The sequence below is a fragment of the Klebsiella sp. K5-204 genome (genome assembly GCF_030128585.1).
Taxonomy (GTDB): domain Bacteria; phylum Pseudomonadota; class Gammaproteobacteria; order Enterobacterales; family Enterobacteriaceae; genus Klebsiella; species Klebsiella quasipneumoniae.
Genome location: NZ_JAKUZS010000008.1, coordinates 280619 through 292766, shown reverse-complemented (window position 1 = coordinate 292766; position 12148 = coordinate 280619). Strand labels below are relative to the sequence as shown.

The following is a 12148-nucleotide window of genomic DNA, read 5'->3' as shown; positions in this document are numbered from 1 at the left end:
GGTTTTCTCCGTAAGTCTGTAGGATTCAGGGTGGATGTTCGTTTTAGTAATCACGCGCCTGGGCGCGCTTTTCATTAATCATTTGCGCAACTTTGCGGATCCGCTCTGAGAGCGCCGTCTGGGCGACCCCGACGTTCCACCAGCTGCCGTATTTGTGCACCATGGTCTTCGGCAGCACTTTAATATCAATCAGGGTGCTGACCGTTTCGCGACGGGCGGCGTCCAGCGCGTGGCGCAGTTCGTCCAGGGTGGTGACGCGCCAGGTTTTGCAGCCGTAGCCGGCGGCGATGGTGGCGAAGTCCACCGGCACCAGACCGCCCTGCAGCTGGCCGGTTTCCGGCTGGCGGTAGCGGAACTCGGTACCGAAGCTGTCCATCCCGTGCTCCATCTGCAGGTTGTTGATGCAGCCGTTGGCCATGTTGTCGAACAGCACGACGTTGATCTTCGCCCGCTCCTGCAGGGAGGTGACCAGTTCAGAGTGGAGCATCATGAACGAGCCATCGCCGACCAGGGAGTAGACTTCGCTCTGCGGCTGCGCCAGCTTCACGCCCAGCGCGGCGTTGACCTCATATCCCATGCAGGAGTAGCCGTACTCCACGTGGTAGGTGTTTTCCGCGCGGTTGCGCCAAACGCGCTGCAGATCGCCGGGCAGGCTGCCCGCCGCCGCGACGATCACCGCCTCGGCCGGCAGCGTTTCATTCAGTACCCCAAGGACGCTGCTCTGGGTCAGGGTGGAGTCGGTGATCTGGCGGAACTCGCGATATACCGATTCGCGATCGAGATGATCGTCGATCTCCGGCACAAAGGATTTCTCCTGCCACACCGCCTGGTAGACGCGCTGGGTCTCTTTTAACTGACGGCTCTGCACGCTCTCGATCTGCGCGCCCCAGCCGGCCTGCCAGCCGCTGTCCGCCAGCGCCGCGTCGAGGGCGGTCATCGCCTCCCGGGCGTCCGCCAGCATGGCAATGCCGTCCAGCTTCCAGGCGTCGAAGTTGCTGACGTTAATATTCAGGAAACGCACCTCCGGGTGCTGGAAAATCCATTTCGAGGCGGTGGTAAAATCGCTGAAACGGGTGCCGACGCCGATCACCAGGTCGGCCTCTTTCGCCAGCAGGTTCGCCGCCAGACAGCCCGTTTCGCCGACGCCGCCGACGTTCAGGGGGTGAGAAGAGACCACCGTCCCCTTCCCGGCCTGGGTTTCGGCAAAAGGCACTCCGTAGCGCTCGGCGAAACGGGACAGCGCTTCGCCCGCGCCGGAGTATTTCACCCCGCCGCCGCAGACGATCAGCGGTTTACGGCTGGCTTTGATGGCCGCCACGGCGTCCGCCAGCTGCGCGGCGCTGGCCGGACGGCGATCGAGACGGTGTACGCGACGCGCAAAGAAGGATTCCGGGTAGTCCCAGGCTTCGCCCTGCACATCCTGCGGCAGGCACAGCGTCACTGCGCCGGTTTCCGCCGGGTCGGTCAGGACGCGCATGGCGTTGATGCAGGCGCTCATCAGCTGTTCCGGGCGGGTAATGCGGTCCCAGTATTTGCTGACCGCGCGGAAGGCGTCATTGGTGCTGATGCTGAGATCGTAGCTCTGTTCAATCTGCTGGAGCACCGGGTCCGGCTGGCGGGTGGCGAAGACATCGCCCGGCAGCAGCAGCAGCGGAATGCGGTTGGCGCTGGCGGTGCCGGCGGCGGTGATCATGTTGGCCGCCCCCGGGCCGATGGAGGAGGTGCAGGCGATAATCTGCCGGCGCAGGGCCTGGCGGGCAAAACCGGTGGCCGCGTGGGCCATCCCCTGCTCGTTGCGCCCCTGATAGACGCGCATGTCGCCGCTATCCTGCTCCAGCGCCTGCCCCAGTCCCAGGACGTTGCCATGGCCGAAAATCGCAAAAATGCCTTTCACGAACTTCAGCTCTTCGCCATCCACTTCCAGGTACTGGTTATCGAGGAACTTCACCAGCGCCTGCGCCGTTGTCAGTCTCAGTTTGCCCATGTTGCACAATCCTTATTGTTCAGTATTTGTGTGTGGCGTCGCGCCGATGCCGCCGGGGCCGTCGTTCACGTCACTGGAATACCTGTGGATTATAGGCAAACATTTTTTTCATTAAATACAAATACAGAAGAAATATTTCATTTTGCGAGAAGGATCAAACTCTCTACCCATTTCATACGTTTCACTTACATTCCTGACACGTTTTCGGGCCCTTTTTGGCGGCGCCAGACGGCAATATCCCCTTAAAAATCATAGGTAAATGGCTGTCGTTTGGCGTTTCATTTTTCTCCGGGTCGACAGAGGGGGCGATCCGCGCTAACGCGAGGCTCAGTGCGGCAGAGTGGTAGATCCCTCACACTTTTGGTTTTTTAATTTCGAACGAGTTTGCAAATGAAATATTTATTTCTCAAACTAAGGGTAACCAATAACCCTCAGGCTGTTCACGGAGTCGACGTCGGGATCCCGACCCTTCCAGGCAGCAGACACCAAAAAGGAAATCCTAGCTATGAATGCAGCAGTAAAGCGGCTCGACGTCATCTGTATAGGTCGGGTGGCCGTCGACCTCTATGCCCAGCAGATCGGTTCGCGGCTAGAAGACGTTGCCAGTTTCTCGAAATATCTGGGCGGCTCCTCCGGCAACGTGGCCTTTGGCACCGCGATTCAGGGGCTGAAATCGGCCATGCTGGCGCGCGTTGGCGATGAACACAACGGCCGTTTCCTGCGTGAAACGCTCAACCGCGCCGGGGTGGATACCGAGTATCTGATTACCGACAAATCCCGCCTGACCGCGCTGGTGATGCTGGGGATCAAGGATCAGGAGACCTTCCCTCTGATTTTCTACCGCGATAACTGCGCCGATATGGCCTTAACGCCTGACGACATCAGCGAGGAGTATATTGCCTCCTCCCGGGCGCTGGCGGTGACCGGCACCCACCTGTCGCACGCCAACACCCGCGCCGCGGTGCTGAAGGCGCTGGAGTACGCTCGCCGTCACGGCCTGCGTACCGCGCTGGATATCGATTACCGTCCGGTGCTGTGGGGGCTCACCTCGCTCGGCGATGGCGAAACCCGTTTCATTGAGTCCGGGCCGGTCACCAGCCAGCTGCAGGAAGTGCTGCATCTGTTCGATTTGGTGGTGGGAACCGAAGAAGAGTTTCATATTGCCGGGGGCAGCACCGATACCCTGACCGCGTTGAAAAATGTGCGCCATGCCACCAAAGCCACCCTCGTCTGCAAGCGCGGACCGATGGGCTGCGTGGTGCTGGAAGGCGACATCCCGGACAGCTGGGACCAGGTGCCGCTGCAGCAGGGCGTGCGCGTGGAAGTGCTCAACGTGCTGGGCGCCGGGGATGCCTTTATGTCGGGCCTGCTGCGCGGCTGGCTTAACGACGAGGGCTGGGAGCAGGCTTGCCGTTACGCCAACGCCTGCGGGGCGCTGGTGGTCTCCCGCCACGGCTGCGCCCCGGCGATGCCGACCAAAGTCGAACTCGATGACTACCTGCAGCGCGCCGAATCGGTGCCGCGCCCGGACGTCGACGAGCGCCTCAACCATCTGCACCGGGTGACCAGCCGCCGCCAGCAGTGGCCGGAGCTGTGCATTTTCGCCTTCGACCATCGCAAACAGCTGGCCGACCTGGCGCGGGAGACCGGGCGCGATGAAGCCTGCATTCCGCAGCTCAAGCTGCTGTTGTTGGCCGCGGCCGAAGCGGCGGCGCAGGAGGCGGGTCTTGACCAGCGCAGCGGCATTCTGGCCGATGGCACCTACGGCCAGCGTGCGCTGAACGCCATTACCGGCAAGGGCTGGTGGATCGGGCGCCCTATCGAACTGCCCAGCTCGCGCCCGCTGCGTCTGGAGCATGGCAACATCGGCTCGCAGCTGATCGACTGGCCGCTGGAGCATGTCGTCAAATGTCTGGTCTTCTATCATCCGGACGACCCGGCGGCGCTGCGTGAAGAGCAGGACGCTCTGCTGCTCGAGGTGTGGCAGGCCTGTAACAAATCAGGCCACGAGCTGCTGCTGGAGGTGATCCTCCCGGAAAATGGCCCGGACAAAGACGAGCGCCATTACCACACCATGCTGGAGCACTTCTATCAGCTGGGGCTCAAGCCGGACTGGTGGAAGCTGCCGCCGCTCTCCAGCGCCAGCTGGCAGCAGATCACCGCCCTTATCGAGCGCGAAGATCCGTGGAGCCGCGGGATCCTGATCCTCGGTCTCGATGCGCCTTCCGACAAACTGCGCGCCGGTTTCGCCGAAGCGGCCGCTCACCCGATGATCAAAGGTTTCGCCGTCGGGCGCACCATCTTTGGCCAGCCGTCGCGGCGCTGGATGCAGGGCGAGCTCAGCGATGAGGCGCTGATAGAGGAAGTGAAACGCAACTACCTGACGCTTATTGGCTACTGGCGCGAAGCCCGCCGCTGATCCCCCAACGCCCGTCTCCGTCACCTTGCGGAGCGGGCGTTTTTCTGTTTCTTCGTGAAATGAATCGCGTATTTCGTCGCAATAAATGAAAAATTCGCTTCATTTGGTACACTGGAAGCCATATTCCTTCCATTTTCTCAGAGCGCACTCTATGGCCAATAACCCAACACAGCTGACCATCCTGCAGGATGAAATCAGGCGTCGCTACGATACGTTAAGCAAACGTCTGAAACAGGTCGCCCGCTATATCCTTGATAACAGCAATAGCGTGGCTTTCGATACCGTGGCCTCCATTGCACAACAGGCGGATGTTCCCCCTTCCACGTTGATTCGTTTTGCCAACGCCTTCGGCTTCAGCGGCTTTAACGAAATGAAACAGATGTTCAAGCAGCATTTGATGGAAGAGACCGCCAACTATACCGAGCGCGCCCGTCTGTTCCGCCAGACCACCAGCGATGAGTCCAGCCCGCCGGAAACGCCGACGGAGATCCTCAATATGTTCACGATGGTGAACAACCAGGCGCTGCAGCAGCTGGCGATGCAGACCTCCAGCGATGAGCTGGAGCGCGCGGTGGCCCTGTTGGGCGAGGCGGAAAATATCTATGTCATTGGCCTGCGCCGGTCGTTCAGCGTCGCCTCCTATCTGACCTATGCGCTACGCCACCTCGATCGCAAAGCCTTTCTGATCGACGGCCTCGGCGGCATGTTCACCGAACAGCTGAGTCTGGTCGGCCCGAAAGACGTGGTGGTGGCGGTGAGCTTCTCGCCGTACGCCCGGGAAGTGGTCGAGCTGGTGGAGCTGGGCGCGCAGCGCAAAGCGCGGCAGATCGCCATTACCGACAGCCAGGTCAGCCCGCTGGCGGCCTTCAGCGATGTCTGCTTTGTGGTGCGGGAAGCGCAGGTGGATGGCTTCCGCTCGCAGGTTGCTTCGCTGTGCCTGGCCCAGACGCTGGCGGTTTCGCTGGCGCTGAACAGCAGTCAGGAGTCCGAGGCCAAGCAGAAGGCGTGAGATAGGCCGCCTGGCGTCGGTTGCGCGGCGGCGCGGGATAAGCCTGCGGGGGGACCCCGTAGGCCGGATAAGCGTAGCGCCATCCGGCACAAGACGGGTATGGCGCCAGAGGTGTCCTGCCCGGCGGCGCTGCGCTTGCCGGGCCTGGGGTATATGCGCCTGCGGGTCGCCGTAGACACTGTTTTCGGTTTGCAACTTTCCCGGCCAGACAAAGCGTTTATCACGTGTAACTTCAGTGAAATTTGCGCTCCCGGTTAATTTTCTGCGTTATGTCTCTTACGGCGCAGGGAGCGCACAGGGGGCGGCCAGTCGCCGCCGCCCCCTGTACCCCCGGGCTCCGGCCAGCAAAATCGCCACTGCGTGGTACCTTCGACTTATCCCGGCAGGCTTCGGGTCAGGCCGAGGCAGCGTCCGTGCAAAACACGGCCCTCAGCCCGCATCCATGCGGGCTGCCCCGGCCTTCCGGGAACGTCTCAGCGATTTTGAGGCCGTCAGCACCGGCAGTTTCAGTCGCGCAAGTGGGTAAATCAAGGACAGGTCGCACGACCCCTCCAGGCCGGGTCAGGCGCAGCCGCCACCCGGCATAAAAGCGGCTCCGTACCCGCTGTCATCGCCCGGTGGCGCTGTGCTTACCGGGCCTGGGAGGTATGAGCCTGTGAGAGGCCCCCGTAGGCCGGATAAGCGTGGCGCCATCCGGCACAAGACGGGTATGGCGCCAGAGGTGTCCTGCCCGGCGACGCTGCGCTTGTCGGGCCTGGGGTATATGCGCCTGCGGGTCGCCGTAGACACTGTTTTCGGTTTGCAACTTTCCCGGCCAGGCAACGCGTTTATCACGTGTAACTTCAGTGAAATTTGCGCTCCCGGTTAATTTTCTGCGTTATGCCTGGCATGGCGCAGGGAGCGCACAGGGGGCGGCCAGTCGCCGCCGCCCCCTGTACCCCCGGGCTCCGGCCAGCAAAATCGCCACTGCGTGGTACCTTCGACTTATCCCTGCAGGCTTCGGGTCGGGCCGAGGCAGCGTCCCTGCAAAACACGGCCCTCAGCCCGCATCCATGCGGGCTGCCCCGGCCTTCCGGGAACGTCTCAGCGATTTTGAGGCCGTCAGCACCGGCAGTTTCAGTCGCGCAAGTGGGTAAATCAAGGACAGGTCGCACGAACCCTCCAGGCCGGGTCAGGCGCAGCCGCCACCCGGCAACATGACGGGTATCGAGCCTGATATCTTGCCCGGTGGCGCTGCGCTGGCCGGGCCTGGGAGGTATGAGCCTGTGAGAGGCCCCCGTAGGCCGGATAAGCGTAGCGCCATCCTGCATAAAAACGGCGACGGTGTTTGCGGTGTCCTGCCCGGCGGCGCTGCGCTTACCGGGCCTGGGAGGTTTGAGCCTGTGAGAGGGCCCCGTAGGCCGGGTAAGGCGCAGCCGCCACCCGGCACGGCCACGGGTACGGTGCCTGACTGCCCGGCGACGCTGCGCTTGCCGGGCCTGGGAGTGGGATTCCGCGGAGCCTTTCGCTAAAAAACACTCGCAGCGCATAGACAAGAAGGCCGGTTAGCATCGCTAACCGGCCTTTTTTATCGGCGTCTGCGCGTCACGTTAGTCGTGGCGCGGATATTCCGGGGTGTTGATCCAGGCGTGGTCCTCTTCCCAGGTGAACAACCATTTCCGATCCGGCCCGGCCATGACGTTCAGATAGTAGCTGTCGTAACCGGCAATCGCCGCCACCGGATGGTAACCGCGCGGCACCATCACCACATCGTGGTTATAGGGCGCCATGCAGGCGTCCAGGCTGCGGTCGTCGGTGTAGACCCGCTGGAAGGCAAAGCCCTGCGGCGGATCGAAGCGGTGATAGTAGGTCTCTTCCAGCTGCGTCTCTTTGCCCGGCTGGGCGGTATCGTGCTTATGCGACGGCCACGAGCTGGTGGCCCCTTCGTCGGTGTAGACCTCGACCACCAGCAGGCAATCCGCCTCGGCGCTGTCCGGCAGAATATTATGCACCCGGCGCTGGTTGCGCCCTTTCCCGCGGTGCTCCACGCCGACGTCTTCCGGCCGAATCAGGCGTGCCGGGAAGCTGCCTTTGCCCGGCGCGCTGCACACCGCCAGCTCCAGATCGGAATCGGCGGTCACCTCGACCCGATCCTGCGGCGGCACGTATACCGACCACGGCGGGGTACGTTCAAACGGCGACATCCGTTTACCGAGATTCGGGAAATCGGCCTGCTGCGTTTTCACCGACGCCAGGCCAGCGACCAGCACCAGGCACAGCTCGCGATCGCCGCTCTCCAGCGTCACGGTCTGCCCTTTTTTCAACATCCAGACATCAAAGCCGATATAGCGCCAACCGGCGCTTTGCGGCGTAATATGCTGGATCTGTCCCTCTTTTCGCGATTTAGCCAGTAACGACATGGCGCTCTCCTTCGCCGATTAACCTAACGTCGGCATGCTGAATTCAGATACGGTCTGCTGCCCTGCCGGCCAGCGTACGGTGGCGGTCTTCATGCGCGTGTAGAAGCGCACGCCGTCCGGCCCGTGGACGTTCAGCGCGCCAAACACTGAGCGCTTCCAGCCGCCGAAGCTGTGGAACGCCATCGGCACCGGGACCGGCACGTTCACCCCGACCATCCCCGCCTGCACGTCGTGGACGAATTCACGCGCGGTGTGGCCGTTGCTGGTGAAGACGGCGCTGCCGTTGCCAAACTCGTGGCTGTTAACCAGTTCGAGGGCGCTGTCATAGTCCGCCGCGCGCACAATCCCCAGCACCGGGCCAAAGATCTCTTCGCGCCAGATGGTCATCTCCGGGGTGACGTGATCGAACAGGGTGCCGCCGATATAATAGCCCGCGTCGTAGCCCGGCACGCGCAGTTTGCGGCCATCGACCACCAGTTTTGCCCCTTCGCTTTCGCCTTTATCAATATAGCCGAGCACTTTTTTCTGGTGAGTATCAGACACCACCGGCCCCATCTCGTTCTCTTCCTGGCCGCGCATGCAGCCCGGGCCCACTTTCAGCGCTTCCACCAGCGGCTTCAGGCGAGCGATCAGTTTGTCGGCGGTTTCATCTCCCACCGCCACCACCACCGGCAGCGCCATGCAGCGCTCGCCTGCGGAACCGAAGGCGCCGCCCATAATGGCGTTAACGGTGGCGTCGAGATCGGCATCCGGCATCACTATCGCGTGGTTTTTGGCCGCGCCGAAGGCCTGCACGCGCTTGCCGTGGGCGCTGGCGGTCTTATAGATATACTCCGCCACGCCGGAGGAGCCGACGAAGCTCACCGCCGCAATGCGCGGGTCAGTGTACAGCTGCTCGGCATCTTCATTGCTGCAGTGCACGACGTTAAACACGCCGTCCGGCAGACCGGCCTCTTTCAACAGCTCTGCCAGACGCACGGCGGCCGTTGGCGCCAGCGCCGGCGGCTTGAGGACGAAGCTGTTGCCGCAGGCCAGCGCCAGCGGGAACATCCACATCGGCACCATCGCCGGGAAGTTGAACGGGGTGATCCCGGCCACCACGCCCAGCGGCTGCATCAACGAGTAGCTGTCGACGCCGGTGCCGACGTCAGAGGAGTATTCGCCTTTAATCAGGTGCGGGATCCCGCAGGCGAATTCGACCACTTCCATGCCGCGGGTCAGCTCGCCCAGCGCATCCGACCACACTTTGCCGTGCTCGCTGACGATGATCCCCGCCAGCTCTTCCACGTGCTGTTCCAGCAACATTTTAAAGTTGAACAGCACGCGGGCGCGGCGCAGCGGCGTGGTGCGAGACCAGCTGTCAAACGCATCGCGAGCAACCTGAATCGCCTCAGAGACTTCCTGCGCGGTCGATACCGTGACTTCGCGCACCGCTTTGCCCGTCGCCGGATCGTACACCGGCATCGTTTCGTTGCTGCTGCTGATAACGGTTTTCCCGCCAATAAAGTTTCCTGTGATCGTCATGTTCTCGCCTCATAGTGAAGAGGGCCAGCGCACGCCGGCCCGTCGCTGATTCTGCTGTGCTATAACCGTAGTAAAATGAAATTTATATTTCAACATTGTTGTGAAATGAAATTTCATTTTGGTGATAACAGTCGCATTTTGCGCTCACGCATCGCTTACGCGCTTCCCCCATCGAGCCGCGCCGCCTCGCGATACCTGGCTCCCGGTCCCGGTCGCTCCCGCCGCGGCAGCCGGGAATATTTTGCGAGGCAGCTCAAACAATCATCATTTTCATTCTTGCTTATTTTGGAATAAACGTTTTGACTGTTAGCCAATTGAACGAACCCAACCCTCTTCCGTCAGGAGTGTCCTATGGCCATCGCAATGCAACGTTTTTGTATTAACCGCAAAATCGCGCCAGCGCTCAGCATTGAAGCGTTTTTCCGTCTGGTGAACCGTCTGGGCCTGAATAAAGTCGAGCTGCGCAACGATTTACCCAGCGGGAAAGTGACCGACGATCTGAGCCATCAGCAGGTGCGCGAGCTGGCGGCGCGTTACCACATCGAGATCCTGACGATTAACGCGGTCTATCCCTTTAACCGCCGTAGCGAAGAGGTGCGGCAGCTGACCGAGTCGCTGCTGAAAGAGGCCCAGGCCATCGGCGCCAAATCGCTGGTGCTCTGCCCGCTCAACGACGGCAGCGAGGTGCCGGCCAGCGATACCCTGAGCGCCCTGCGCGACCTGGCGCCGCTGTTCGCCTTCTACGGCATCCACGGTCTGGTGGAGCCGCTGGGCTTTCCGCAAAGCTCGCTGCGATCGGCGCACCAGGCGCAGACGCTGATCCATGACGCCCGCGTGCCGTTTAAGCTGCTGATCGACACCTTCCATCACCATCTCTACCCGCAGGCGGCGGACGAGTTCAGCCAGGTGGAGGTGGCGGACATCGGTCTGGTGCACCTCTCCGGGGTGGACGATACCCGTCCGCGCGAGCAGCTCACCGATGCCGAGCGCATCATGCTGACGCCGCAGGATCGCCTCGGCACCTGCGAGCAGGTTAAAGCGCTGGAAGCCCGCGGGTATCAGGGGGTATACGCTTTTGAACCCTTCGCTCCCGAGCTGGCGCAGTGGAGCGAAGCGGATATCGAGCGCGAAATTGAGCAGAGCATTGCGCTTATCCAACGCCACTGCGCCTGAGGCCTCTCGCGACAGCGTGCGCGGCGCGTGACGATTTCCCCAACGCCGGACGACGAGGTTGCCTATAATCGTCGCAGGATAAATGGAGGAATCGATCATGAGCTCACCCCTGTTGATTGCGCGCACGCTGGATAACGCGCTCTATTTGCTGCCCGCGATGGCCAACCGCCATGGGCTGATCACCGGTGCGACCGGCACCGGTAAAACCGTCACCCTGCAAAAGCTGGCTGAGTCGTTCTCGGAAATTGGCGTGCCGGTATTTATGGCGGACGTTAAGGGCGACCTGACCGGCATTGCCGCCGCGGGGCAGAGCTCAGAGAAACTGCAGGCGCGGCTGGAGAAGATCGGCGTCAGCGACTGGGAGCCGCACGCCAACCCGGTGGTACTCTGGGATATCTTTGGCGAGAAGGGCCACCCGGTTCGGGCGACGGTCTCCGATCTTGGCCCCCTGCTGCTGGCGCGCCTGCTCAATCTCAATGAGGTGCAGAGCGGCGTGCTGAACATTATTTTCCGCATCGCGGACGACCGCGGTCTGCTGCTGCTTGACTTCAAAGACCTCCGCGCCATCACCCAGTTTATCGGCGACAACGCCAAATCTTTCCAGAACCAGTATGGCAATATCAGCAGCGCCTCGGTCGGCGCCATCCAGCGCGGACTGTTGACCCTGGAGCAACAGGGCGCCGGGCACTTCTTCGGCGAGCCGATGCTGGATATTGCCGACTGGATGCGCGTCGATGCCAGCGGCAAAGGGATAATCAATATCCTCAGCGCCGAAAAGCTCTACCAGATGCCGAAGCTCTACGCCGCCAGCCTGCTGTGGATGCTCTCCGAGCTGTACGAGCGTCTGCCGGAGGCGGGCGATCTCGACAAGCCCAAACTGGTGTTCTTCTTCGATGAGGCGCATCTGCTGTTCAACGACGCGCCGCAGGTGCTGCTGGATAAAATCGAACAGGTGATCCGTCTTATTCGCTCCAAGGGCGTCGGCGTCTATTTTGTCTCGCAGAACCCGGCGGATATACCCGACGCCGTGCTCGGCCAGCTGGGCAACCGCGTACAGCACGCGCTGCGCGCCTTTACGCCGAAGGATCAGAAAGCGGTGAAAACCGCCGCCCAGACCATGCGCGCCAACCCGGCCTTCAGTACCGAGCAGGCGATCCAGGAGCTGGGCACCGGCGAGGCGCTGATCTCCTTCCTCGATGAGAAAGGCAGCCCCTCGGTGGTCGAGCGGGCGATGGTTATCGCCCCCTGCTCGCGAATGGGGCCGGTCAGCGATGATGAGCGCAATGGCCTGCTGAATCACTCGCCGCTGTACGGCAAGTATGAAGAAGAGGTGGACCGCGAGTCGGCCTTCGAAATGCTGCAGCAAGGGGTGCAGGTCACTACCGAGCAGCAGTCGGCTCCGCCGGCGAAGGGTCAGCAGAGCGGGGATGACGATGGGCTGCTCGGCGGCCTGAAAGAAATCCTGTTCGGCAGCACCGGCCCGCGCGGCGGCAAACGCGACGGTATCGTGCAGACCGCGGCGAAAAGCGCGGTTCGCCAGGTCACCAATCAGATCGTCCGCGGCATGCTGGGCAGTCTGCTGGGCGGCCGCAAGCGCTAAAAAAAAGCCCCCTCATCGTTGAGGGGGCTTACGTTCCGTA

The 12148-nt window shown here is 62.0% G+C and carries 7 protein-coding genes; 4 read left to right on the top strand and 3 right to left on the bottom strand.

Annotated features, from left to right (window positions below; translation table 11 throughout):
- Nucleotides 1-43: 43 nt before the first annotated feature.
- Nucleotides 44-1984, bottom strand: a complete 1941-nt coding sequence (gene iolD / locus MKR05_RS21645; RefSeq protein WP_023291779.1) for a 3D-(3,5/4)-trihydroxycyclohexane-1,2-dione acylhydrolase (decyclizing) — start codon at nucleotides 1982-1984, stop codon at nucleotides 44-46.
- A 505-nt stretch (nucleotides 1985-2489) separates the two neighbouring features.
- Here iolD and iolC point away from each other — a divergent pair.
- Nucleotides 2490-4403: a bifunctional 5-dehydro-2-deoxygluconokinase/5-dehydro-2-deoxyphosphogluconate aldolase gene (iolC, locus tag MKR05_RS21640; RefSeq protein WP_238875404.1), complete on the top strand. Its 1914-nt coding sequence runs from the start codon at nucleotides 2490-2492 to the stop codon at nucleotides 4401-4403.
- A 151-nt stretch (nucleotides 4404-4554) separates the two neighbouring features.
- Nucleotides 4555-5412, top strand: a complete 858-nt coding sequence (locus tag MKR05_RS21635) for a MurR/RpiR family transcriptional regulator (RefSeq protein ID WP_004206536.1) — start codon at nucleotides 4555-4557, stop codon at nucleotides 5410-5412.
- A gap of 1589 nt (nucleotides 5413-7001) precedes the next feature.
- Here the strand turns inward: MKR05_RS21635 and iolB are convergent.
- Both iolB and MKR05_RS21625 read right to left on the bottom strand, forming a co-directional pair.
- Nucleotides 7002-7811, bottom strand: a complete 810-nt coding sequence (gene iolB / locus MKR05_RS21630) for a 5-deoxy-glucuronate isomerase (protein WP_023291777.1) — start codon at nucleotides 7809-7811, stop codon at nucleotides 7002-7004.
- Nucleotides 7812-7829: 18 nt separating this feature from the next.
- Nucleotides 7830-9335, bottom strand: coding sequence for a CoA-acylating methylmalonate-semialdehyde dehydrogenase (locus tag MKR05_RS21625; protein ID WP_023291776.1), 1506 nt, complete (start codon nucleotides 9333-9335; stop codon nucleotides 7830-7832).
- A 351-nt stretch (nucleotides 9336-9686) separates the two neighbouring features.
- Here MKR05_RS21625 and MKR05_RS21620 point away from each other — a divergent pair, with 351 nt between their 5' ends.
- Both MKR05_RS21620 and MKR05_RS21615 read left to right on the top strand, forming a co-directional pair.
- Nucleotides 9687-10508 (top strand): TIM barrel protein, encoded by an 822-nt coding sequence (locus tag MKR05_RS21620; RefSeq protein WP_044525212.1) that lies wholly within the window; start codon nucleotides 9687-9689, stop codon nucleotides 10506-10508.
- 97 nt (nucleotides 10509-10605) lie between these two features.
- A complete protein-coding gene (locus tag MKR05_RS21615; RefSeq protein ID WP_165458131.1) occupies nucleotides 10606-12108 on the top strand; it encodes a helicase HerA-like C-terminal domain-containing protein in 1503 nt (500 codons plus the stop codon).
- Nucleotides 12109-12148: the final 40 nt, after the last annotated feature.